At 37.5% G+C, this 25,617-nt stretch carries 19 protein-coding genes; 6 read left to right on the top strand and 13 right to left on the bottom strand.

All coding sequences use genetic code 11. From position 1 onward, the window contains the following. Window positions 1-9 precede the first annotated feature (9 nt). Window positions 10-858, bottom strand: a complete 849-nt coding sequence (locus PGOND44_RS08590; protein WP_003440190.1) for a GLPGLI family protein — start codon at window positions 856-858, stop codon at window positions 10-12. Between the two features lie 313 nt (window positions 859-1,171). Between PGOND44_RS08590 and PGOND44_RS08585 the strand changes: the two genes are divergently transcribed. Continuing rightward, complete coding sequence (locus tag PGOND44_RS08585) at window positions 1,172-1,771, top strand: lipoprotein signal peptidase (RefSeq protein WP_003440189.1); 600 nt, start codon at window positions 1,172-1,174, stop codon at window positions 1,769-1,771. A 1-nt stretch (window position 1,772) separates the two neighbouring features. On the opposite strand, the gene PGOND44_RS08580 is transcribed toward PGOND44_RS08585, so the two are convergent. From PGOND44_RS08580 to PGOND44_RS08570, 3 genes are read right to left on the bottom strand one after another with little or no spacing between them, the layout of a single operon-like run. Then, complete coding sequence (locus tag PGOND44_RS08580) at window positions 1,773-2,207, bottom strand: hypothetical protein (RefSeq protein ID WP_003440187.1); 435 nt, start codon at window positions 2,205-2,207, stop codon at window positions 1,773-1,775. 49 nt (window positions 2,208-2,256) lie between these two features. Beyond that, entirely contained in the window at window positions 2,257-3,078 is an 822-nt protein-coding gene (locus tag PGOND44_RS08575; RefSeq protein WP_003440186.1) for a ZIP family metal transporter, read from the bottom strand. Between the two features lies 1 nt (window position 3,079). Continuing rightward, on the bottom strand, window positions 3,080-3,733 hold the full coding sequence (locus PGOND44_RS08570) for a metal-dependent transcriptional regulator (protein ID WP_003440184.1): 654 nt from the start codon (window positions 3,731-3,733) through the stop codon (window positions 3,080-3,082). Between the two features lie 108 nt (window positions 3,734-3,841). Between PGOND44_RS08570 and PGOND44_RS08565 the strand changes: the two genes are divergently transcribed. Beyond that, window positions 3,842-6,109, top strand: a complete 2,268-nt coding sequence (locus PGOND44_RS08565) for a TonB-dependent receptor (RefSeq protein ID WP_003440182.1) — start codon at window positions 3,842-3,844, stop codon at window positions 6,107-6,109. A 249-nt stretch (window positions 6,110-6,358) separates the two neighbouring features. On the opposite strand, the gene PGOND44_RS08560 is transcribed toward PGOND44_RS08565, so the two are convergent. Continuing rightward, window positions 6,359-7,402 (bottom strand): ferredoxin--NADP reductase, encoded by a 1,044-nt coding sequence (locus tag PGOND44_RS08560; RefSeq protein WP_003440180.1) that lies wholly within the window; start codon window positions 7,400-7,402, stop codon window positions 6,359-6,361. A gap of 140 nt (window positions 7,403-7,542) precedes the next feature. On the opposite strand from PGOND44_RS08560, the gene PGOND44_RS08555 reads away from it, so the two are divergent. Beyond that, on the top strand, window positions 7,543-9,045 hold the full coding sequence (locus tag PGOND44_RS08555) for a lytic transglycosylase domain-containing protein (protein WP_003440179.1): 1,503 nt from the start codon (window positions 7,543-7,545) through the stop codon (window positions 9,043-9,045). On the opposite strand, the gene PGOND44_RS08550 is transcribed toward PGOND44_RS08555, so the two are convergent. The 4 genes from PGOND44_RS08550 to trmB all read right to left on the bottom strand — a co-directional run bounded on the left by PGOND44_RS08550 (window position 9,042) and on the right by trmB (window position 14,317). After that, on the bottom strand, window positions 9,042-12,446 hold the full coding sequence (locus PGOND44_RS08550) for a hypothetical protein (RefSeq protein ID WP_003440176.1): 3,405 nt from the start codon (window positions 12,444-12,446) through the stop codon (window positions 9,042-9,044). The genes PGOND44_RS08555 and PGOND44_RS08550 overlap by 4 nt on opposite strands. A 225-nt stretch (window positions 12,447-12,671) precedes the next feature. Then, a complete protein-coding gene (locus PGOND44_RS08545; RefSeq protein ID WP_003440173.1) occupies window positions 12,672-13,013 on the bottom strand; it encodes an MGMT family protein in 342 nt (113 codons plus the stop codon). Continuing rightward, entirely contained in the window at window positions 13,014-13,637 is a 624-nt protein-coding gene (locus PGOND44_RS08540; RefSeq protein ID WP_003440171.1) for a LysE family translocator, read from the bottom strand. Window positions 13,638-13,639: 2 nt separating this feature from the next. After that, window positions 13,640-14,317, bottom strand: coding sequence for a tRNA (guanosine(46)-N7)-methyltransferase TrmB (gene trmB / locus PGOND44_RS08535; RefSeq protein WP_003440169.1), 678 nt, complete (start codon window positions 14,315-14,317; stop codon window positions 13,640-13,642). 61 nt (window positions 14,318-14,378) lie between these two features. On the opposite strand from trmB, the gene PGOND44_RS08530 reads away from it, so the two are divergent. Next, window positions 14,379-15,440 carry a glycosyltransferase gene (locus PGOND44_RS08530; protein WP_003440168.1) on the top strand — a complete coding sequence of 354 codons (1,062 nt, stop codon included), beginning with the start codon at window positions 14,379-14,381 and terminating at the stop codon, window positions 15,438-15,440. On the opposite strand, the gene PGOND44_RS08525 is transcribed toward PGOND44_RS08530, so the two are convergent. The 4 genes from PGOND44_RS08525 to PGOND44_RS08510 form a co-directional block, all read right to left on the bottom strand. Continuing rightward, window positions 15,379-16,458, bottom strand: a complete 1,080-nt coding sequence (locus tag PGOND44_RS08525; RefSeq protein ID WP_003440166.1) for a sensor histidine kinase — start codon at window positions 16,456-16,458, stop codon at window positions 15,379-15,381. The genes PGOND44_RS08530 and PGOND44_RS08525 overlap by 62 nt on opposite strands. Then, window positions 16,455-17,141, bottom strand: coding sequence for a response regulator transcription factor (locus tag PGOND44_RS08520; RefSeq protein ID WP_003440163.1), 687 nt, complete (start codon window positions 17,139-17,141; stop codon window positions 16,455-16,457). The genes PGOND44_RS08525 and PGOND44_RS08520 overlap by 4 nt, the downstream gene beginning before the upstream one ends. Window positions 17,142-17,449: 308 nt before the next feature. Continuing rightward, window positions 17,450-19,369, bottom strand: a complete 1,920-nt coding sequence (locus PGOND44_RS08515) for a hypothetical protein (RefSeq protein WP_003440160.1) — start codon at window positions 19,367-19,369, stop codon at window positions 17,450-17,452. A gap of 40 nt (window positions 19,370-19,409) precedes the next feature. Next, on the bottom strand, window positions 19,410-22,205 hold the full coding sequence (locus PGOND44_RS08510) for a TonB-dependent receptor (protein WP_003440157.1): 2,796 nt from the start codon (window positions 22,203-22,205) through the stop codon (window positions 19,410-19,412). Between the two features lie 259 nt (window positions 22,206-22,464). Between PGOND44_RS08510 and PGOND44_RS08505 the strand changes: the two genes are divergently transcribed. Then, complete coding sequence (locus PGOND44_RS08505) at window positions 22,465-24,510, top strand: T9SS type A sorting domain-containing protein (RefSeq protein WP_003440154.1); 2,046 nt, start codon at window positions 22,465-22,467, stop codon at window positions 24,508-24,510. 75 nt (window positions 24,511-24,585) lie between these two features. Next, window positions 24,586-25,563, top strand: coding sequence for an acyl transferase (locus PGOND44_RS08500; protein WP_155943816.1), 978 nt, complete (start codon window positions 24,586-24,588; stop codon window positions 25,561-25,563). Window positions 25,564-25,617 lie beyond the last annotated feature (54 nt).

The following is a 25,617-nucleotide window of genomic DNA, read 5'->3' as shown; positions in this document are numbered from 1 at the left end:
GTCCGAATTTTATTTTAATTCTATGGGGTTGTTTTGTTTTTTTAACTCCTTACGGTGTTCTTTCATCATCTTCTCTTTTTGTCCCAACCCCGATTTAAAGCTAATGGTCATTCCTGATCGTCCCAGTGCTGCAATGGGATCAACATTATATTCTTCTTTGATTTCCCTGAACTTGTTTTTATCGACTTCTAGGTAGTCTTCGTCGCTTTCAGTATCAAAAATCGGCTCCTTTAAACTTTTAAATCCGGTTAACTTGAATACATAATATTCTTTTTCATCAGCTATTTTTATAATTAATCCCGGCAGGCCGTTAAATTTGTAGGGTCCGTCGGGAATTGGGATTTCCGAAGTAAACCAGGCCGTATAATTCCTACCTGCATAGCTTGTTTTTGCTTTTTGTACCGCAAAACCAGATATGTCTTTTGTTTCGGGCAAAATATTCCATTCTATGCTCGATAGATCCTCAGAATATTCATAATAATCTTTTACTATTTCTTCCTGAAAATTTATTTCTCTATCAGCTAATTTTTTATTTATGTAATATTTGAATTTTGTTTCAGAAATTTTGGATCTCATCTCACTAAAACTTTGTGGAGTTCGTTCGCGTTCTTTATAAACCCTTTGTATTGAATCTTCTATATGATGCCCTTGGCTGGAAAATCTGGAATATCCCGCTCCGGTAAAAAGTAGCATTGTTTCATTTTGAATAGATTCCGCATTAGTTGAATCTATTTGCCAAGTCAATTCGTAAGTGGCTTTGTATTTAAATTTATCTGTTAACTCCTGAGCAGTTGAGATTGAAAAAGAAAAAATAAATAAACAGAAAAAAGCTGTGGACAAGCTAGGGAATATCTTCATACCTATAGGTTTTGATGTATATTTTCAAACTTAATTAAAAAGAACGAAAATCAACTATAACGTTAGTTAATATTAAAAATGTAGTGGATTTACAATCCTAGATAAAGCCTTTAGATTTTATCTCACTCTGGACGACACCTCAAGTTTGCCGAAAGTTTAAACTGGATTTCTCAAATGCTCTAAACATACAGTGTCAAAATCAGAAGAAATTATAACAACTATTAACTCAAAAAAGCCAATTGCTTAGCAAAAGCAGTGAAAATGAAATCCCAAGTCAATAAAAAAACTATTTTTGTGTTTTTAAATTATAGCTATGTCCTTAAAGAAAGCCTCTCTTCTTATCCTACTCATTTTATTGGTAGATCAAGTATCCAAAATATATATAAAGACCCACTTTATGCTGGGGCAAGAAATTGATGTTTTAGGCTGGTTTCGTATCCTTTTTGTCGAAAATGAAGGGATGGCTTGGGGAGCTAAAATCCCTGGCTCTTACGGTAAAGTCATCCTTACTTCGTTTAGAATTGTAGCAGTTGGCTTGATTAGCTATTGGTTGTGGGATTCTATAAGAAAAAAATCGCCGAGAATTTTAATTATTTCAGTTTCTTTAATCCTTGCTGGTGCGTTTGGAAATATCATCGATTCTGTGTTTTATGGTGTAATTTTCGATAGTAGCTTAGGACAAATCGCCACCCTTTTTGCTGATGAACCTTACGGCGAATTGCTAAAAGGTAAAGTGGTCGATATGCTTTACTTCCCTATGTATAGCGACATATTGCCCAGCTGGGTTCCCCTTTGGGGAGGTGAGCATTTTGTCTTCTTTGCGCCAGTCTTCAATATCGCCGATACGGCCATTAGCACTGGATTTGGACTTTTGGTGGTGTTCAACAAAAAAGCTTTCCCAAAAGACAAGTAGTCTATAGATTTTGAGATTCTATTTTCAATAATAGTTTGTAGGCTTCTAGCTTCTCATCTGGCTTAATTGGATAGGGTTCTATATTTTTAAGATACACCTTATGAGATTCTGTAGAAAGGATTTCCCTGTGGAAACCCAGTGCAGGAATGCTTATTCGATGCTGCTCGGTTTCTGTCCCATCGTTAATTTCTATGACAATATTGGCTTCACCAGGCCAGACACAGGTCACTTGTTTTGGACAACGCCCATCGCTTTCTACTGCGGCAAACGTTAAGGTATAAGCACCCACCTCGACATGATCCAGAAGTTTAACCTTGGTCAAAATCTCTGGTACTTCTATTTTTTTTTCAGTTTCTGTGGTATTTTTTTCTGAATTTTGAGCGTTTAGACTGCAGGTTATAGACAGAACACCTAGAAGGAACAGATACAATTTCATAAGTCGTGTGGGGTTAGCGTTTCTAAAACCTAAATATAAGTCAAAAAATTTAGCCTAAACCTACATCTAAAGTCATCATAACTACAAATCCTCCTATAAACCCGAGGGTGGCCAAATCTATATTCCGAGCTTGTTGGGACTCGGGGACGACTTCTTCTATCACCACAAAAATCATAGCTCCAGCTGCAAAACAGAGCGCATAAGGCAAAATAGGTTCAAAAGTCAAAACTGCCCAAGCCCCAATGACCGCGGCCACAGGCTCTACGATGGCAGATAAATGACCGTAATTAAAACTTTTCCAACGCGATAACCCAAGTCCGCGCAATGGCATAGCCACCGCAAAGCCTTCAGGAAAGTTTTGCAAACCAATACCAATGGCCAAAGCCACAGCGCCACCAATACTGGCACCTTCTATTCCTGCTGCAGCACCTCCAAACAAGACACCAACAGCAAGCCCTTCTGGGATATTGTGTAAGGTAATCGCAAGAGTCAATAAAACGGATTTATGCCATTTGGTTTTTACGCCCTCTTTTCTGTCTTCCTTAAAATTTATGTGTAAGTGCGGCAATACTTTATCCAATCCAAAAATAAAAAGAGCACCAAGTACAAAGCCTACCACCGCGGGAATCACTTTTACAAATCCCTCGCCATCGCTCATTTCTATACCTGGCGCTAAAAGACTCCAGAAACTCGCAGCGACCATAACTCCCCCAGTAAATCCCAACATAGTATCGAATAACTTACGATTCATAGACTTAAAGAAAAATACCAAGGAAGCCCCCAATCCGGTCACCAACCACGTAAAAGTGGTGGCAATTAAGGCAGCAGTAACAGGGTCTATGGATTCAAAATAAGCAATGAGTTCTTTCATACTATTGTTTTATAAAAATGTTGACAGTCACCATAGGTGAAATTCTTAAGGTTTTTCCCCCTGTCTGGATTAACATGGATTCATCAAATTCTTCTTTATCTAAAACCTCAATGGTTTTCCCTAAAGCAATATTGTTTTTATCTAGATATTTCAAAAATTCGGTGGAGGTATCTTTTACACCTACCAAAGTGCCACGTTCCCCTTTAGATAGGTTGGAGAGTAAAGTTTTATTGGCCACGTGAAAATTGCCTTTAGCATCTGGTATGGGATCGCCGTGTGGATCTCTTTTGGGAAACTCTAGGAACTTATCGAGTTCGGTAATCAGTTTATCCGATTTGATGTGCTCTAGCTGTTCTGCGACTTCATGGACCTCATCCCAAGAAAAACTGAGCTTATCGACTAGAAACACTTCCCACAGTCTGTGCTTCCTTACAATCTGTAAAGCGGTTTTTCGTCCAGTATCCGACAAATACACTCCTTGGTATTTTTTGTAAATAACCAGATCTTTTTCGGAGAGTTTCTTCACCATATCGGTCACCGAAGAGGCTTTGGTTTGCATTTCTTCAGCAATCGCATTCGTACTTACTCCAGACTTGGAGGTCTTTTGTAAATGCAGAATGGCCTTCAGGTAATTTTCTTCGGATAAGGAAAACATAATTTGATTTTAAGCTAGACAAAAGTATGATTTTTATTTTATTCTATAAAATATTTAGTTTAATAAACTTTTTATTTTTAGTTTTGTCTAAAAATAAATTACATAGACATGAAATTTAAACTTTTAGCACTAATATCTTTTATCTCTTCGGCTTTGTTTTCACAATCGGGATCTATAGAAGGTCAAATTATTTTTGAAGACAAGGCCGGGCTCTCAGCAACGGTAATCCTACAGGAACTGCAGAAGAATACCATTACTGATAAGGAGAATTCATTTACTTTTAAAAATATTGAAGAGGGTGTCTATACCTTAATGGTGAATTCATTGGGATATACTTCCCTTACCCAGCAAATAAAAGTCACCGCCAATCAAACTAAAAGACTTACTATCCGGTTGAGTCCAGAAAATATGCAATTGGAGGAGGTCGTCATCATAGATCGCCAAACGGGATTAAATTCAAAAACACCCTACAACTTTACCGCTGTCCGCATGGATAGGATTGATAGTAAAAGTAGCCCCGCAGGAGTAATGGGAGTTCTCCGAGAAGTTCCTGGAGTCTATGGAGCAGAATTTGGCCACGGTATTGTAAAACCCTTTATCCGAGGTTTAGGATTTAGCCGTGTAGCAACGATTTATCAAGGTAACAAATTGGAAAACCAACAGTGGGGAGCAGATCACGGCCTCGGTGTGAACGACTTGGGGGTAGAAAGCATTGATGTGATAAAAGGTCCAGCTTCGGTACTTTACGGTTCAGGGGCTTTAGGAGGAGTGATCCTCTTAAAAGAAGATGAGTTTTATAAAGATTCCAAAACCCTCTCGGGAAATGTTGGCTCCACTTTCAACTCGGTGTCCAATGGATTTAGGAGTTATGCTTCTGTAGGAAAAAGCTTCAATAATAACCTCTTTTTTGGAACTGATTTAGCCTATGAAAACCATGCCGACTACAAGTCTGGTGATGGCGACATTATTGGTAACAGCAGATTCAATATGAGTACCGCCAGATTTCATATAGGTATTGATAAAGAGAAGTTCGACAATAAACTATCGGTCACTTATAACAAACAAAACTTGGGAATTATTGGAGATGACGAGCTTATAAACTCAAATGCTACTACTCGTAATGATCGCGACATGCAATTGCCCTTCCAAGAAGTGACTGATGTCTTGGTGTCCTATAACCAGCGGATAGATCATGGCAAAATAGAGTCGGTTCTACACGTGTCTCATCATATAAACGATAGAAAAGAAATTGAAACAGATGTCGATTTAGTTGATTTGGGTCTCAACCAAAACAATACGTTTTATAACGCAAGAATCAACTTCGATACGGGTAATGTTACCCATAATCTAGGTTTACAGGGGAATTTCCTTCAAAATGAAAATCAGGAGAATGTCTTAGAAATTCTTATTCCCAATGCCAATTATGCTGAAAATGGAGCTTATTACATGATGAACTGGGATTATAAAAGTTACTTTGTACAAGCGGCCTTGAGGTACGATTATAGACAAGTTAAAGCAGATGCCAGCAATGATCAGTTTATAGACGCGGGATTTGTGCTTCCTGGCAATCCTGAAAGCAGAACTTTAAAATCAAATTTTAGTGGTTTAACAGGATCTCTAGGGGTAACTAAAACCTTGAGCTCCACACAAAAATTAAAGGCGAATTTCTCCTCTGGTTTTCGATCTCCAGATTTGGCCGAGCTTTACTCTTTTGGGCAACACCCAGGCACCAATCGCTTCGAAATTGGGAATGCCAACTTTGAGCGTGAACAGAGTTTTCAGGTCGATTTTAATTATGCCTTGGTCTTGGATAGATTTCGGTTGGACTGGTCGGTGTTTGGAAGTCGGGTAGATAACTATATTTTCTTTTCAGATACGGGAGACGTCCGTCAAGATTCTGGATTGCAAATTTGGGAATACCAGCAAGTAGGAGCGGAACTCTATGGAAGTGAGCTCAATTTGCAATACATAGCTTTAAAAAACAGACAGCTTAAATTCAATTTAGGAGCAGCTTTTGTTCGCGGAAACAACAAAGATTTCGATGAGCCACTAACCTTTATCCCTCCAGATAATATCAATTTTGAGGCGGAATATAGTTTTGGCCAACTTCAACACACCTCTCTTTTTTCTAAACTAAGAGGAATTGCAACCCAAGACCGACCTGGTTTTAATGAAGAGGAAACTCCAGGATATTCGCTAGTGGATATTGGAGTGAGGAGAACGTTTAACCTTGGTGAGGCGAATAAATTGGAAGCTTCTGTAGCTTTTCAGAATCTATTCAACGAGACTTATGTCGATCATTTATCGATCTTGAGAGCTTTTAATATTCCAAGTCCAGGTCGAAATCTCATGCTGAACCTAAGGTATAACTTTTAAAACTGCTTTTTTTATTTTGTTAGGCAAGACGCTTATCTATTATTTAGAAATAAGTTTCGTGACAGAAGGACAAAACCTCGTTTATTTGTCAGCCTGAACCTGCCTGAGATCATTCCTCAGGCAGGTTTATTTCAGAGTTTGTCTAAGGTTAACAAAAGACCTTGAGTTTCCTCTGTAGCAATATTCTAAACAATCCCGAGACTTCGGGGCGGCAACACAAAACATCCAGCTAAAAAAACCAGAAAAAGATTAAATATCGTCGTAATCTACCACCACTTTCGCCGAGGTAGGTTGAGACTGGCAAGTAAGCACAAGGCCTTCTTCTATCTCTTCATCGGTTAAGATTTGATTTTTTCTCATCTCCACAGTCCCTTCTTTGATTTTGGCCACACAAGAACTACAAATTCCACCTTGGCAAGAATACGGTGCATCGATATTCTGTGCTAATACCGCATCCAGAATCAAATCACTTTGATCCATAGATAGCTCAAATTCTTCATCGTCTACGATAACGGTAATTACGCTTTTACCATCGGTAGCAGCCTCCACATTTCCTTCGGATTTTGAGAAGAACAGTTCGTGCTTGATCTGTTCCCCTTTTACACCAGTAGCTTTTAAAGTCTCTTCTATAGTTTCAATCATAGCTTCTGGACCACAGAGGTAAAATTCTGAAAACTCGAAACCATCGTATTTATTTTTGATGACATAATTGACGGTGGATTTTTCTATTCTACCAAACTGAGCCTTATCTTCCTGAGTTTTACTATAAATAAATTCAGTAAAAAAGCGCTTTGGAAATTCTTTCTGAAGACTAAGGAGTTCTTGTATAAAAATGGTCTGCTCTGGAGATTTGTTTCCGTACACCAGTACGAATCTTGCAGAATCCGACTTAGATAGTACCGTTTGAATCATAGACATAACGGGCGTAATCCCACTTCCTGCCGCAAAAGCTGCAAACGTCTTGTGATCTAGCTGTTGAGGCAGTAGAAATTTTCCTTCAGCAGGGTGAACCTGTATGGGATCTCCAACCTTTAGTTGAGAATTCGCATAATTGGAAAATTTACCATCCGGAATGGCTTTCACTACAATCCCTAAATCCTTTCCCTCTTCAGAAGAAATTGAATACGATCGTCTTATTTCTTCTCCGTTAATATTGGTTTCTAAGGTGAGATATTGTCCTGCTTTAAATTGAAATTCTGAAGTTAATTCAGAAGGAACGTCAAACAGAATATGTACCGCTTTATCGGTTTGTCTACTGATTTCTTTTATAGATAGTTGGTTAAAATGTGTCATTAATTTTTATTTTGGGGTTAAAAATACAACCTCATAGAAATTAGGTCTAACAATGAACAATATTTTAATGTGGATTTAAGTTTTATGATAGAAATCCAGTTTTTAAAATTAAATTTGAAATACATAATACATATACTTTTATGACCCACAAATCTTTGATTCCCCTGTTTGCCATTCTTTTATCTTGTCTTCTCTCTTCAGCACAAGGTGCTAAAGAGAAGGTCACCAAAAAATGGACTACTGAAAAGGTTGAATTCCACAAAATTACGGGAGATTCTCTAGAACTCATTCTTGAGGATTATCAAAGAAATATGGAATTGGATTCGCTTTGGAGAACTCATTTGGTAAACCAGAGTTACTCTAAGCGAATGGAAATGGTCATTAAGGATAGTCTAGCATCCAATGAAGTTATAAAAGAACTTCCCACAGAACTTCTTAAAGAAAGACTAGCCGCTTTGAATGCTAAAACACCATTCAACATAGAATACAATGAAAGCTTAGAAAGTGTTATCGGTTATTTTTTAAAACGAGAAAAGGAAGGCACAGAGCGACTAATGGGATTGAGCAAATTTTACTTTCCTATGTTCGAGGCCACTTTAGATAAGTACGATGTGCCTTTGGAAATGAAGTATTTGGCGCTGGTAGAATCTGCCTTAAATCCTAGAGCAAAATCGAGAGTAGGAGCTACTGGGTTATGGCAGTTTATGTACAGTACAGGCAAAATGTATGATCTAGATGTAAGTAGTTACGTCGATGAGCGAATGGATCCTGTGGCTTCTACCGAGGCTGCTGCACAATACCTTAAACGCTTATATCTGATGTTTAACGATTGGGACTTGGCGCTAGCGGCTTACAATTCTGGTCCTGGAAATGTGTCTAAAGCGATACGACGCAGTGGCGGCGAAACCAACTATTGGAAATTGAGACGTTATTTGCCCAGAGAAACCGCTGGTTATGTTCCTTCTTTCCAGGCAATGCTCTACATGTATGAATATGCGGAGGAACATGGCTTCAAACCTGAGCGACCTAAAACCACCTATTACGGAACAGATACGATTAGGGTTAAAAAAATGATCACTCTAGACCAAATTGCTGAAGTAACTCAAACAGAAAAGGAGTTTATAGAATTTCTTAACCCTAGCTACAAGTTAGGAATTGTTCCTTTTGAAGAAGATAAATCCTACTACATTAGACTTCCTTATGCTAAGTCTGGGTTGTTTGTTGCCAACGAGGATAAAATTTATGGGTATGCAGAGGAGCAATTAGCCAAAGCTGAAAAAACTCAATCTGAACCTGATAAAACAGAAGATAAGGTCAACTACTACGTTAAATCCGGTGATTTCTTAGGTCGCATTGCTTCAAAATTTGATGTAAGAATAAGCCAAATTAAATCTTGGAATAACTTAAGAAGTAACACACTCAATATTGGTCAACGTTTGGTGATTTACTCAGCAGATACGAAAGCGAAAACTGAAACTTCCTCCTCGACAGATTCTAAAATTTATAAAGTAAAGTCAGGGGATTCTCTATGGATTATTTCTAGAAAGTACCCAAATTTGAGTGTAGAAGATTTGAAAAGCCTGAATCAACTTAAAGGCAACACCCTTAAACCAGGCATGACCCTTAAAGTCTCCAAGGGCTAGAAATAAGCTCTCAACTGAACACTTCCGGTATGAATGGCATTGGCAGTTTCGCTTTTTCTCCCAAAGTAAGTTAAATTTAGGTCTAAGAAGTCTGTGATTTTCTTCTGCAAAAATAGCGACCAAGTAAAATTGTCGTTGGGCTGCAACCCCTCCAACAGCTGATAGGCAACAGGTGAAAATGCACTGCCTTCAAATTTATTTTGAATATAGTTCACCTCCCCATTAATACTGTATTTCTGAGCATTATTAAGCGTAAAAGATAAGCCGAAAGTTTGCTGGTCTAAGGATTCCATTTCGCCGAGCTGATTTTTCTTTTCAGATAATTCATAGAAGACATCAAAGCGTTTATCGCCTAACAGATAGGACACTTTGGGATTAAGGTTAAAACCCTCAATTTTAAAATTCCTATTTTCAAAGCGATCCGAAAAACTTTCAGAAGAGTTGACATTCTGAGTTAAAGTGAGCAACCAGCTTTCTTTAAAATTATGAATAAATTTGAGCTCATGTAAGGTATTCGAGTTTTCCTGGAGCCCTAAGAGGCTTAAATTTTTGGTCGTATTCTGAGAGAAATTATACGAGGTCGTAAATTTTTGAAGGCCTCTATTAAAGAAAATAATATTTCTAAAAGTCGTGTTATCGCCTAGCACCTCTTGACCATCATCACCAAATGGATTTAAACTCAACGCATTGCCGTCTTTTCTCAATTTTTTATCCAAAAGCAAAGAGGTTTGGTTATAAAATTTGGAAGCTAACTTCTTGAACCCCTCTTCGTTTTGCCACTTAAGGAAGTTGAGAGTAACCTGCTGGCTTAAACGAGTTTGATTGGTTCTCACAAATACTTGATTGGGCAAAAGAATTCTCACGTACCTCCCCTCATCTTGGAATTGGGCAATTTCAAACTCGTTGAGTTCTTGGATGCCATTTTCATTATAATCTATCCACGTATATTGCCCTTGACCAGGTTCCACCTCAACGTAAGAGAATTCTTGCTGAGCAATGCTTCCGCTATTGGTTTCGTAAGTGGTATTGAGATTGACAAGTCGATCCCATAAATTTTGAGAAAAGGTGACTCTCGAGTTAAGACTTTGTTCATCGTCTCGACCTTCTTCCGCAAATTTTAGGTTTCTTAGATTAGCAAAAACTCTAAGTGTTGTGGACTTGGAGTTGACCAATTGCGAACGTGTAAAATAATTGCTGGACGTGTTTACACTTTGTAAAACATTGGCACGTAAACTGTCGTTTTGTCGATATCTATACCCTAATTCTACATACACATCGGTAGAATCTCCAACCCCAGAATAGACCTCGTAGCTAGAAAATCGCTGAGTATTGGCGGTAAATTCATTACTATCCGCCCTCACTTCTTCATTATCTTCTAGGTCATACCGCAATCCGGACCAAAATTTACCAAAATCATAAATCCCAGACAGAGTAGCCCTCGCAAACTTGGAGGTAAGTCGGGAAGATTCACTATCCAGGTAACTTGCATTGGCATTTATCCTGAGCTTATCGAGAACTTGCCTGGTCATTAAAGCATGTTTTAAACCTTCAAAATCAGTTGTATATTCTAAACGTTGAAAATTATATTGAGTGTGGCTTGAAGCATTGTTTTGAAAATCGAACCCCGTATCCACAAAAAGCTGATCTCCTGTAGGATCGAATAAATTCCAATCCCTAGTAAATTCAACATTATAAAGTCTTTCCAAACTAGAATAGGAATCTTCAATAAAATTCAAATTACCAAACACATCAAGCTTTTTGTTGGCCTCCGATTTATATAAGGTTTGCTTAACCGAAACTTGTGCAGCTAAGCCTCGATTATCCTCTTGGTCTAGGTCCGAGAATAAATTATCGTCAGTATTGCTCGCCGCCACTTCAAACTGAATATTGGTAGTCTCAGAAGGAGAATACTTGCCGTTCACCATCGCAATTTGGAGCTTAGTGGGAGCAAATAGCCTTACAACAGGTTCAAAATTTCCTTGAGGAATTCCATCGACTGGAGGTATATATTCGTAAATATTGGCAATAGCATTCTGACTGGAAAGCACATAGTTTCCTTGATTAGGCCCTAGGTTGGTAAACCGAACATTAAACAATTCGGCTTCAGGATCATTGGAAAAGACAAAAATCTCTTCTCCGTTTTGAATTTCCTTGACGTATAAAATCCTGTTTTCTGAGTATTCTGAAAGAACTGCACTAGGAGCAAACATTTCATTTTGATTATCTCCTGCATCTACTAGAGCGTTCACCTGCTCGTCTGTAAGACTTTGCTGTAAGGGCTGATTTTTAAGATCATTTTCGTTATAAAGAAACCCATTCAGTTGAAGAGATTCGGACCTAAATCTAGAGCCAGTTGTGGCCACTATTCTAGAGAAATTTCGATCGGAAACTTGGTATTCTACAACGATTCTCATTTCTGAAGTTATAGGAAACGTAGAATTAAAAATTATTTCACCAGCATTATAATCAATGAGATAGTCTTCATTTTCTCCTCGAGCGAGTTGTCTGCCATTCACAAATACCGCTTCGCTACCAGAGATTATCAATACAAATAATTCTCCACTTTCACCGATCAGTTTATAAGGACCTTGGTTTCCCTCCTGAGCGGTCAATTCGCTTCTTGTAAATACGCCTCTCACCAAAGCGCCAGCAGCGTAAACTTCGGTCTGTCGTTTGTCATTGCCTACATCGGCAGATAGCAATAGGCCTTGTACTCGTTTGGTGTAAGATGCAAAAAAAGATTCGTTTTCTATTAAATCAATATCTCCAGCCCGTATTCTCCATTTGTCTGACTCCAATTCTATAAATATTTGATCGAACTCATCCAGCTGTTGCGTATATCCTCCAGATTGTGTGGGGGCATTGTCATCCTGAATGGAGGCTCGGAGAGTCACATTTTCAGAAATTTTACCAGAAATCTGCAAATCAAGCTCCGACCTTACTACTGCATTTTGGTTGTTCCCCACGCTAATCGCCCTCGAAATACTACCACTTGTATTGAGCCCCGCAAAAGGAACAAAATTACTAGGTTGCCTTTCTTGCTGCAATTCATATAAATTATCGACAGGATTACCGATGTCTACAATGAGCTTTTCATCCAAGCCTTTATAGGTTTTGGTGAGAAACTCAGGGTATTTAAAATAAGTCACTAATAAGCTGTCCTGTTCCATTTTCAATTTGGAAGATGGAATTAATTGGGAGCCCGGAAAATCGATTGTATAAAAAGAAGGGGGAATGGCTAGGCTATCTGTAGACTGAACTTTAAATTGGAATGGGCTTATACTTACCTCTTCTAGCTGTATGGTATCTTTTATGGGAAAAATTTTTACGACTAGTCCCGACTGTCCAAATAGGGAAGAGAATCCAATACATAAAAACACACCTAAAAGATATCGCCTCATGTGTGTAAAACTAAAGCTTTGCTAAAATATTTTAAAGTCTTGTGAAAAAGAAATCGGAAAGTGGGAAAAATAAGGTTTCTAAAAACACAAAACCCCGGTTTTATAAAAATCCGAGGCTCTGCTAATTAACCAATCTATTATGAAAAACTTCATCCTGATTCAAATATAAGATTTAAGTCCAATTATCAAAACAATAAGAAAGCTAAAGTTTTATTAAAATCAAAATTAACTCTCAAAACTCTGATTTACAGGGGGCTGCCAAAAATAATTTTTAAAATTTTTTATTTGATCGTTCTCTATCTCCAAGCCTTCTTCTTCCAAAAGCTTTTGCATAACGCCTTGACCTGGAAAATGATGCTTACCAGTTAATACCCCATTTCTATTCACAACTCTATGCGCTGGTAGATCTCGATCTAATTTTACGCAAGCATTCATCGCATATCCAACTGTACGAGAACTTTTGGCAGCTCCTATCGCTTTGGCTATAGCTCCATAACTAGTTACTTTTCCTTCCGGAATCAAAGCCACAACTTCATAAACCTTTTCAAAAAAATCTGAGTTTGCCATTTATATATTAGATAAGCGAATCCAAGATACAATGACAAGGATCAACATTAATACCGCCATGAAATAGTTGGAGTACCTCTTAAATAACTCTGTCTTCCCATCTATTTTCATGATAAAAATGACGTACAGGTAAAGCGTGGTTAACGTCCCTAGGGCTGCACTTATCGCAAAGAAAATATCGTTCATAATACTGAACTTTATCTCGAAATTATTGCTTAATAAAGTAGAAATAAGAACAAAGTAAGGTATGGGGAAGATATTAAGAGAGGACACTAAAATCCCAGTAAAAAAGCTTTTGGTCCCTGTTCTTTTTTTAATGTTTTGCTGATTTTTCTTTCGATTGGCTGAAAGCAGAAAATAAATAAACATCAAGATCAATATCGCAATTCCAGTTTTAAGGAACACACTTTTCACATAAGGATGTGAAAAAATATATTTTGAAATTAGAACAGCTAATAAAGCCTGAAATAACACTACTGAAGAAGCCCCTAAAGCCATCAAACTTCCATTTCTACGCCCTCTTTCCAAACAGGTTTTAGCTACACTCATGTTGACTAAACCCGGCGGAACCACACCGATGAATGCGGCAAGGTAGGTTAATACATAGATTTGAAAATATTCCAAGATTAAGGTTTAAGTCTAAATTTCAAGTAAGTTATCGATTTATTCTTATCCAGGTACTGCTGCTCGTAAAAAGTCTGAATCCCTACAACCTCTTCTGGAGCTTCATGATTTACGTAAATATTATGGTGAGCATATAAAATATCGTGTCCTAAACCTTCTAAAATTCCTAATGTATAGCCATGCATAAATTCGCTATCCGTCTTTAGATGAATAATCCCTTCCTTAGTCAAAATATGCTTGTATTTGTTTAAAAACTCAGGATTGGTCATCCTATGCTTGGTGCGTTTCCATTTGATTTGTGGATCGGGAAAAGTAATCCAGATTTCATCCACTTCGCCTTCAGCAAAGACCTGATCGACTAACTCGATTTGAGTTCTCAAAAACCCTACATTGGGCATTTCGTTTTCCAAAGCTGTTTTGGCACCTCTCCAAAATCTAGCCCCTTTTATATCTATTCCTAGATAATTACAGTCTTTATTTCTTTCAGCAAGCCCCAAGGTATATTCTCCTTTCCCACAGCCTAATTCTAAGATTAAAGGCTTATCATTTTTGAAAAAATCACGTTTCCATTTCCCTTTAAATTGGAACTCCTCTTCTACAATTTCAGATCTTAAAGGTTGAATGACATTCGCAAATACCTCATTATCTTGAAATCGCTTTAGTTTATTTTTACTCCCCACGTTTTTGCTAAGATTTTCAGGTAAAATTAATTAAATTTACCAATACACAAAATTAAAACCCTTGGCCTTTCCTACTCATGTTCTTGTTGCTCCTCTCAATTGGGGATTGGGCCACGCCTCAAGATGCATCCCTATTATAAATTACTTTTTGGAGCAGGGCGCTATTGTAAGTATAGCTTCCGATGGGGCGGCCTTAGAGCTGTTAAAAGAAGAATTTCCAGACCTCAACAGCTTAGAGTTAAATTCGAGTGAAGTCGTTTATTCCAGCTCTGGTTTTTTCTTTTATCTGAAATTGATTCTACAAGGTCATGGTTTAAAAGAACGAGCCAAAAAAGATGAGATACTGATTGAAAGTTATGCTGAAAAAAATCATGTTGATTTGATTATTTCAGATCACAGATTTGGAGCAATATCTAAAACGATAAAATCGGTGATTATTTCTCATCAATTGAAATTTAAAGCTGGACTATTCTCCAGAGCCTCTTCTTCTTTAAATGCAAAATTCCACAATCGTTATGATGAAGTCTGGATTCCAGATGCTATAGTCCCTTTCGACTTGAGTGGTGTCTTAAGCCATTCGAAACAAGTGAAGGTCCCAACCCGAAGAATTGGGGTTTTAAGTCGGTTTTCTAAAATAGAACTGCCAGTAGAGATTGATTACCTAGCTGTGATCTCTGGACCAGAGCCTTTGCGAACCTCTTTGGAGAAATGTTTGATTGCAGCTTTCCAAGTTCTCTCTAGTAAAAAAACAGTTATAGTACGTGGAGTCTATAACACAGAGTCTTTAAACGACTTGCCCAATATTAGCTTTTACAATCATTTGAAATCTGAAGAACTCAACGCATTGATTTGCAGAAGCAAACTAGTCGTATGCAGATCTGGATATTCTTCGGTTATGGATCTCGCTTGTTTAGGGAAGAAAGCCTTTTTTATCCCTACACCTCATCAGGGAGAACAAGAATATCTGGCCAAGCGGCTTGAAAAACTAGGCATTGCTCCTTTTTCAAATCAGGAAGATTTTAAGGTTTCAGACCTCGAGAGGATACGTCAGTATTCTGGTTTTAAAACTGACCAGCGTCTTCGATTTCCTCTTCAGACATTTCGTCGGACATTGGAAGGGTAAAGGAAAACTCGCTACCGATACCATAGACGCTTTCTACAAAGATTTGTTCATTGTGAGCCTCAATAATATGTTTCACAATAGATAAGCCTAAGCCAGAACCTCCTTCTCGTCTTGATCCTGTTTTATCTACCCTGAAAAAACGCTCAAAAAGGCGTGGAATATTTTCCTTTTCTATGCCCTCTCCATTATCGGTCACTCTAAACATGACTTTGTCCCCTTTCAGTTTTTCTAAACTGATTTCGGAAGTGCCCCCTTTTTTTCCATATTTAATTGAATTCACAATGAGGTTGGTAATCACTTGTTGAATTCGTTCTTTATCTGCTTTAACAAAGATTGGCGGGTAGTCTTTATCGAATGTAAGACTGATTTCTCTTTTGGTAGATTTCATTTCTAACAAATCAAAGACATTCTGGATCAGCTCAACAATATCGAAAGTCTCAAGATAAAGATTGAGGTCACCAGTTTCTAATTTGGTGATCATATCCAAATCTTTCACGATATAAATTAATCGATCTACCCCTTTACTAGCTCTACTAAGGTATTTTTTTCTTACTTTCTTATCTTTTAACGCTCCGTCAAGAAGCGTTAGAATATAGCCTTGAACGGTAAATAAGGGAGTTTTGAGCTCGTGAGAAACATTTCCTATAAATTCTTTTCTGTAGTTTTCTCTTACTTTAAGGGTTTCAATCTCCAGTTTTTTTCCTTTGGCAAATCGCTCTACTTCCTCGGTAAGAGTTTTGATATCTGATGTCACTCTTCGGTTACCAACTGCCGTTTGGTCTAGTATAGAGACACTATCGTAAATGGATTTTACCCGTTTGTAGATAAAATACTCTATTCTTAATTGGATAATTAAAAAGGAAAATAAAAAACAGACTAGAGCAAAAATAAAAATAGAAGTCAAGTCGATTTCTAATTGGATATGCTCATATAACGCAATGAGGCCGGTTAAGAAAATGGTGATATACGTAGAGGTATTTAGCGCAAACTTATAAGACCTTTTGAATTTTTTACTCATTCATGTACAAACTTATAGCCAACGCCTTTCACTGTTTTGAATTTATCGTCGCCCAATTTTTCTCTCAATTTTCTAATGTGGACATCGATGGTTCTTCCACCAACCACCACTTCATTTCCCCAAACGGTGTTCAAAATATCATCTCTTTTAAATACTTTATTAGGTTCTGAAGTGAGTAAAGATAGCAATTCAAATTCTTTTCTTGGTAAAGTCATTTCTACACCATCACTGGAAATTTTATACTCATCGCGGTTGATCACGATACCCCCGATTTTATAGATGTTTTCCTCAGAAGCATTGGACTTAAACCGTCTAAGCAAAGCTTTTACTTTACTCATCAACACTTTAGGCTTTACAGGTTTGGTTATATAATCGTCTGCACCCGCATCGAAGCCTGCCATTTGAGAATAATCTTCTCCTCTAGCCGTTAAAAAGGTAATGACGGTGTTTTCTAGGCCTTTGGTCTCTCTAATTTGTTCGCAGGCCTCTATACCATCCATCTCTGGCATCATCACATCCAAAATTACCAAATGAGGCTTTTTCTTTTTAGCTTTTTTTACAGCCTGGACGCCATCTTCCGCAGTAATCACTTTGTAGCCTTCAGCATTGAGATTGTAACTCAATATTTCCAAAATATCCGGATCGTCGTCTACAACAAGGATAGTGATGTCAGATTTCTTCATGTAGTTTAAGTTTTAATATTGACAAATTTAGCAAATCGAATATTAGCATAAAGTTAAGGTTAATACCAATTTAAAACTGTGATGCCCTAATAAATCGTTTTACCAAAACGAATTCGGCACTGGCTTTTTTCGTTTTATTTTTTAAAATATAAGTACTGAAGCTAAGGCTATGCTAATTATTTTAACTTCAATCACCTAAAAAGCAATTCAATTTATTTATGCGACATTATAAATTTAAATTGGAATTAGGAACAAAAAAAACTGCTCCAAATGGAGCAGCTTTCGGCTAATTGGTAGTAAAAGAATAATTAGTTAGTTGCCCAACTGAAATCTGATTCCACAACTGTTGCTGTGTCATAAACAACACTTGGATCTCCTGTAGCACCATCAATTACAACATTTTCTAATGGCCCATCATCTCTCATATCAATAATTGTTTGATATCCTGTAAGAGACAAACCAGTAATTGTTGCTCCTGAATTAGCTTTAAATTGTAATGCTGTTCCCGTATTTGTTTCTGAAACTGCTGCAAAGTTAATAATGGTTGGGTTTCCATTTATACCGTCAGCTTCTACTGCTGTAGAAAAGTTCTCTAGCGTATGTTTTACAAATGTATTGGTTAAAACTCCGTTCCAACCTTCAGTCCAGTCTACTGCATCATCTTCAGTATCTACAGCATAAAAATTGGTAAGATTAGCAGATCCTCCAAAGAACTCTACACCATCATCTTGTCCACCAATCACTGCAATATTTTCTAAGGTAGTCATACTGCCTACCGCATAAAGCGTTAAACCATTGAACTGAGATTCAGCGTTGATTTGAGAACCTGTTTGTCTTAGGATTAAGTAAGTGATAGTTCCTGAATTATCTTCAACATCAGTACCACCATATACTATCCCTCCTACTTCTGCGATTGCATCAATTCCTTCAGTAGTTTCAGCTTTTCCAGCAATCACCAAACCTCCCCAAGCTCCTTCTCCACTTGGAGCCATAACTACTGGGCTAGTTTCAGTACCATTAATATTGATTGTTCCTCCTTTTTGAACTACCATATAGACATCTGTTCCAGTACCTGTTGTAATTGTTGTTCCTGCTGGGATAGTTAATGTAGCACCAGATTCAACACTTAGGACACCTGGTAAGCTATAGCTTATACTTGAGTCTAAAGTAACGTTACCAGTAATCTCACCACTCAACACGTTATTGACGTTGCTATTGGCTTCAGTTGCCCAATCAAAATCACTAACATTTACAGTTGCTGGACCAGTGTAAGGTAAGTTAGGATCAGCATTTTCGCCTTCAATTTGCACGTTAGAAAGTGCACCATTGTCTCTCATATCAACGGAAGTTCCGTAACCTGATAAAGAAAGTCCTGTAATAGTTGCTCCAGATTCTACTTTAAATTGTAAGGCTGTTCCTCCGACTGTAGATATTGCAGTAAAATTGGTCAAAGTTGGATTTCCATTTATACCGTCAGCTTCTACTGCAGTAGAAAAGTTTTCATCGGTATGAAGCACGTAGGCATTTGTTAGGACTCCGTTCCAACCTTCAGTCCAGTCTACAGCATCATCTTGTAGGTTTTCAGCATAAAAGTTAGTAAGATTTGCAGATCCTCCAAAAAATTCTACACCATCATCTTGTCCATTAAAAATGGCGATATTATTTAATGTGGTTCCGCTTCCAACAGCATAAAGCGTAAGACCATTAAATTGGGATTCTGCATTAATTTGTGCTCCCGTTTGTCTTAAAATCAAATACTCAACGCTACCAGAATTATCCTCCGCATTGGTGCCTCCGTAAAGAATTCCACCTACTTCTGCTATAGCATCTATACCTTCAGTAGTTTCTGCGTTTCCGGCGATTACTAACCCCCCCCAAGATCCTGAACTCGCTGGGCTCATAATCACTGGATTAGATGGTGTCCCCGCAATATCAATAGTCGCACCTTTTTGAACGATAATATAAACATCTGTCCCTGTTCCTGTAGCAATATTTGTTCCTGCAGGTATGGTTAAGCTAGCTCCCGCTTCTACACTTAAAGTTCCATTTAAAGTATACTCGAGGCTAGAATCTAAAGCTACATCGGAGGAAATACTCCCTTCCAATTCAAGTTCAGAACCTGGTTCAGGACCAACAGGAACATCATCGTCACTACTGCAGCTTGATGCTACTAAAGTAAAGCAAGCCAATGCGAAAAAATAAGTTAAAGATTTCATTGTTGTTTTCATGTGTCTAAGTTTAAGTGTTATTTTTATATTAAGTTTAAGTTCAAAAATTATAATTAAACCCTATAGATAGTTGCGCCCCTCTAGTATAAGATCTAACTACTTCTTCTCTTGAAACACCCGTACTAAGGGGTTTTATGGTTTGAGTCCTTTCAATTTGAGGATTCAAAAGATTTTTACCTATAAGTTGTACACTTAGGTTTTCATTGATGTCTTTTCTCAATACTGCATTTAAAACGACAAAGCCTTGCTCCCGTATTTCTTCATTAAAAAACTCGTCGGGATTCACTTGGTTGTCTGGATTTCCTAAAGCAAATATTTTCTCAGAAGCATAATTAGCTGAAATATTGGCTACAAATGGATTCTCTCCAGTGGTCTCAAAAGTAGTATTGGCATTAAAAATCCAATCTGAAGCTCCTTGTAGATCTGTTTTGGTTTTACCGTTGTATCTAAACGTTCTAGTCAATCTATTTTCTCCATTTATAATTTCAAAAACTTCTTTGAGATCTTGTTCATGCCACATTCTAGTTGCATTAAAGTTGACGTTAACCATATAACCTAAATCTTTATCTCGTGCTATCACATCCAGTTTTGTGTCTAGTTCAAGACCGTAAATTTCTGCTTGTTCACCAGAGTTGAAGTAAGAGAAAATACCTGCAGCACCTCTCGTTAAAACTCTGTTGATAGGGTCATTGATTTGCTTGTAGAAACCAGCGACAGATATAAGCTCCCCATTGGAAGGGAACATTTCCCACTTTAAGTCTAAGTTGTAATTCTCACTGGCCTCCAGGTTAGGATTCCCTCTAGTCACTTGTCCGTTTGGTGAAACATATTCGAAAGGAGAGATTTCTTTGAATTCTGGTAACGTAATGGTTTTACTTGCAGAAAGTCTTAAGTTGTTATTATCATTAAGCTCATATTTTAAATTCAAACTAGGGAGGAAGTTTTCGTATTCCTTTACAGCAGCTCCTATTCTTCCAGGAAAATTATTAACATTCCAATTTACATTTATAGTATTGGATTCAAAACGTCCACCGAAATTGAAATTCCATTTTTCCATTTTGTAGTTAAAAAGTGCATAAGCCCCTAAGCTTTCAAGTTCGCCTAAATAGGAATCTGGCTGTTGCGATACGTAAGCCAACAATCCATTTTCTACATTATCCAAAGTAAATACGGATGATAAATCATCTATGCTTGGTGGGTTAACGTTATTTAAATTGGTTTCTTGGATCCCAGTAAACTGTGAAGCGAAATCTCTTTCTTTGAATCTGAAGTTACCACCAACATCCACTTTCAATCCAAAATCGTTTTCCTCTTCTTTTAAATTTGTGACTTTAAAGGAGTCATTGATTCTTGCATTCACTTCGTAATCGTCTATGATTTGATTACTTTTACGTTGCTGAAAACCACCCGTTCTCCCTAACTCTACTCTGGTGTCGGTAAAGTTTATCTCATTTCTGATTCGGTTAGGTTCATCGGCATTGACGGTGTTTAAACCAACAGCCCAATCAATATTGTGAACTCCCATTTCACTTTCGCCAATAAGTTGATTCACCCACAGCTGGGTTTTCTTGATATTTTGATCTCTTATAAATTGATTCAATTCTGATTGAGGATCCACTTCGTCGAAGACAACGCCCTCTCCATTTCTTCCAGCTTCAAAAACCTGCCCAGATAATTTATTAACAAATAAGCTAGTAAATTTGACTTTGTTTTTATCGTTAAATCTGTAACTCAAATCCAACAAAGCAGAAGTTGTTACCTCTTTTCTGTACTCTTCTACATCGGTAAAACCATCTCTAAAGTTATTGTTATCGTATTCCTGAAAAGTTCCTGATCTAAACTCGAAGTTAGATTTTTGAGAAGCCGTCACTAAAGTTCTAAACTTATCTCCGAACTTTTTACCTGCAGTAAAGTTGAAATTTTGATTGACAGGAGCCTCTACAGATTCTGTATTCCAGCTTTGCTGAGTTAACGCATCAAAATTGTTGGGATAATTATTATAAAATCCTAGGTTAACATCACTTTGATAAGCTCCTAGTTTAAAATCATTTGCTCCAACGGCTTCTGTATTGATCCCCGTAGAAAAACCTAGTGAATACTCTTCATTACCAACTAATTCTCTAGAAGTGATATCTACATTTCCCGAAGCCTGGTCACCATACATATTGACAGAATACGCCTTACTGATGGAAATATTCTGAACCAGTCTAGTAGGAAATAAACTTAAATCGATATTCTTCTTTTCTACATCATCCGATGGAATTGGCAATCCATTTAGGGTGGTTAGTAAGTACCGATCTCCCAAACCTCTTACATAAATATCGCCTGAGCCTTCACTATTGGAGACCCCAGAAATTTTAGTGGTAGCCACTGCTGCATCGGAAACTCCCAATTTAGCTAACTGCTGAGACCCTATACTTTCCTTAATACTTATAGCTCCTTTTTGCTCTAACAGAAGAGCAACTTCAGAATCTTTTCTAGATACAGTAGTAATGACCACTTCTTGAAGAGAGGCAGCACTGGATGTCAAAGTCGTATTCACTTCTGTGACTTTATCAGCAACAATTTCTACATCGGGAACTTCCACAGAAGTATACCCAACAAAACTAAAAACGACCGTATAGGTTCCAGGATCTAAGTTTTCAATTTTATATAAACCATCAAAATCCGTTGTAGCCCCTTTTAAGGTTCCTTTTATTTGAACATTAGCAAATGGTAAAGATTGATTCCCTAAATCTTTATCAAGTAATTTTCCGACGAGAGTCCCTTTATTAGAATTTTGAGAAAAACCTATAGCAGATATTAAGCTTAAAATTATAACTAATCGTTTGTGCATTCCTGTTTTAATTTTGACGCAAATCTAAGTTTCAAGCCTCCTGTCGATGTTATCTCGATGTTAACAAAAGATTTCATTAAGATTAATAGATTCTCGGTTTATTAATACTGTCTTAACCTTGTCTATTTTGAATTTTGAAAGCTCCTTCTCTTACTGGATTTCAAGTTTACCAAAGCGTTAATTCATTGATATTGTGATAAGAAGACTTTTATTTTTATAAAAAATGTATTATTTTTAAGTAAGCTTTAAAGAAACTATTATGAAAAAAATTACTTTTTTACTTATTTTATTACTCTCCTCTTTTGCTTTTGCGCAGAATCCTATTATAACAGGTTATATAGATTCTACCTGCCCTGGTGCCGATGGTAGAACTCTGGAAATATATGTAGAGGGTAGTGTCGATTTTGCAGGTTGGAACATCGTAAGACAGTCTAATGGAGGTGGATTTACCACCAATATTGATATTTCAGCTTTAGGAACTGTAAATGATGATTTTGTTTACATTACAAATGACGAGACTATTCTCCTACAAGAATTTGGTATCACAGCTAATGTTCTTGTCAATGGTTCTATAAACAGTAATGGCAATGATGGTTTCCAAATTAGCAACCCAGATAATGTAGTCATCGATAGGTTTGGAGAAGATGGAATTGACGGGTCCAATACTGCCTGGGATCACTTGGATAGCTACACCTATAGATTAAATGGTGCCACTCCAAATGCAGGTAATTTTAATCCTGCAAACTGGCTTTTTGGCGGTGTTGGCATTTTAGATGGAGAAGGCCTTTGTAACGGAGGAGATGGATTTGATACTGTGGTGCCCTTTGGGACGTTTAGTCCTACTGGAAGCGGAAATGCTTCCATAGTAACCAGTGCAGATGTTGCTGGCTTATTTTATTTTGAAGGAAATTTTGATACCATCAATGCTGAAGGATCATTCACTGTTCAAGGCTTAAATCTCACCGAGGACCTCAGCGTCTCCTCTCCTGCAAATTTTGAACTTTCGCTAACGTCTCAAGGCACATTCTCAAACTCCCTAACCTTAACACAAACTAGTGGAGAAGTTCCCGCTACTGAAATTTTCGTAAGATTACAGACAGGTTTATCTGCAGGGTTTTATGATGGGGATATAACCGCAGTAGCTGATGGATTGACAGAAAATGTCAACGTGAGCGGAGAGGTGCTTTCTGTCACACCTCTACTAGATGTCCAAACTGGAGATATTTTGGGTTTAAATTACGACCTAGGCGAGGGTCCATCAGAAGAAGAAAGCTTTGGAGTCGAAGGACTATTTTTAATTGATGATATCAATATATCTGTCTCTGAAAATTTTGAAGTCTCCCTATCTACGGGTACAGGATTTACGACTTCTGTAGATATTCTTCAGACTGGTGGCAATGCTAGTGCTACTGTATATGTAAGATTAGCAAGCGGACTTACCGAAGGCCCCTATTCTGGAAGTTTGGAGGTAAGTAGTGCTAATGCAACTTCAGAAACTATAGCGCTTAGTGGTAATGTATTGGGAGAGTTGACCAGCGATATGGTGATTACTGGAGTTTTTGATGGGCCTTTAACTGGAGGAACGCCTAAGGTTATTGAGCTCTTTGTGATTAGAGATATTTCAGATTTGAGCGTTTTTGGAGTGGGAAGTGCCAATAATGGTGGTGGTTCAGATGGGCAAGAATTTACTTTTCCAAATGTTGCTGCTTCTGTTGGAGACTATATCTACATCGCTTCAGAACAACCTAATTTTAATGCGTTTTTCGGGTTTGATCCAGATTACACGTCCAATGTAGCCAACAACAATGGCGATGATGCTGTAGAACTTTTTCAAAATGGAGAAGTCATAGATACTTTTGGAGATATAGATACTGATGGGACTGATGAAGCATGGGAATATACAGATGGTTGGACCTATAGGCTTAACAATTCCGGACCAGATGGGGCAACATTTGTACTCAACAATTGGGAGTTTAGCGGTCCTGGTGAAAATGAAGATGACACTTCACAAGGTGCTGCCACAAATCCATGGCCAATCGGAACCTTTACTACAACTTTAGGTCTAAATAATTTTGACTCCACCAGCATTAAAATTTATCCAAACCCAGTATCTAATGGAATGTTGACAGTTGAATCTTCAACAACTGCTGACTTGGAAGTTCAGCTTTTCAATATGCTTGGACAACGCGTGTTAACTTCAAAAGCTTTGGGATCTATAAATGTATCAGACCTCAATACTGGGGTTTATCTTGTAAGAGTAATTCAAGGAGCCTCTTTTATTACGAAAAAGATTGTTATAAACTAAACTGAAATACTTTTAAAACTAAAGCACCCTTTCTACAGGGTGTTTTTTTATTACTTTTGAAGTCAATTGATGTATATGACTTCTGCCTTTCCTTTTTCAATACAATCAGAAAAAGATTTTGAAACTATAGCTCTAAAGCTTTTTAAGGAACAAATTCAGTATAATTCTGTTTATAAGGAATTTTGTAGTTACTTAAACATCAATGAACAAAAGGTTCAAACCTTAAAGGAAATCCCTTTTTTACCCATTGAATTCTTTAAGACTCACCAGGTCAAAACGAAAGAGTTTACTCCTGAAATGACTTTTTTGAGCAGTGGAACCACAGGTCAACAACAAAGTCGCCATTACGTTAAGGACCTCAAGGTTTATGAGGATAGCTTTATCCATACTTTTGAAGAAGCTTATGGTCCTATAGAAGACTATGTCATTTTAGGCTTACTGCCTTCCTACCTAGAAAGAGAGGGGTCTTCGCTGATTTATATGGTAGATCATTTTATAAAAAAAAGCAAATTTAAAGAGAGTGGCTTTTATTTAGATGAAATAGAACAGCTTTCGGAAACACTTCAAAAACTAGACGATACTGGACATAACATACTACTCATAGGAGTTTCGTTTGCCCTATTAGATTTGGTTGAAAAGAAAAAATTTCAATTGAAGCATAGCATTGTGATGGAAACAGGGGGAATGAAAGGCAGACGTAAAGAAATGATTCGTAAAGAGCTTCATGCTATCCTTTCTAAAGGGTTTGGAATGAAGAATATTCACAGCGAATATGGAATGACAGAACTCCTGTCTCAGGCCTATTCTAAAGGGCAAAGCAAGTTCCAGTGTCCTGCACACATGAAAATCATGATAAGAGATACCGAAGATCCCTTTTGCTATCTCGGCCTTGGAAGCACAGGTGGAATAAATGTAATTGATCTGGCCAATTTCGACTCCTGCCCCTTTATCGCCACTCAAGATCTTGGCAAGCAAATCAATGCAACAGAATTTGAAATTTTAGGACGTTTTGATCAAAGTGATATTCGAGGTTGCAATTTGCTGGTTCTCTAATAAGATAAGATTTAGCTCTAAACTTTTCAACACGTTAATTTATCCCTAAGAAAT

The sequence above is a fragment of the Psychroflexus gondwanensis ACAM 44 genome (assembly GCF_000355905.1).
GTDB lineage: Bacteria > Bacteroidota > Bacteroidia > Flavobacteriales > Flavobacteriaceae > Psychroflexus > Psychroflexus gondwanensis.
Note: the sequence above shows the minus strand (reverse complement) of the source record. Positions and strands in the feature narration are given on the sequence as shown.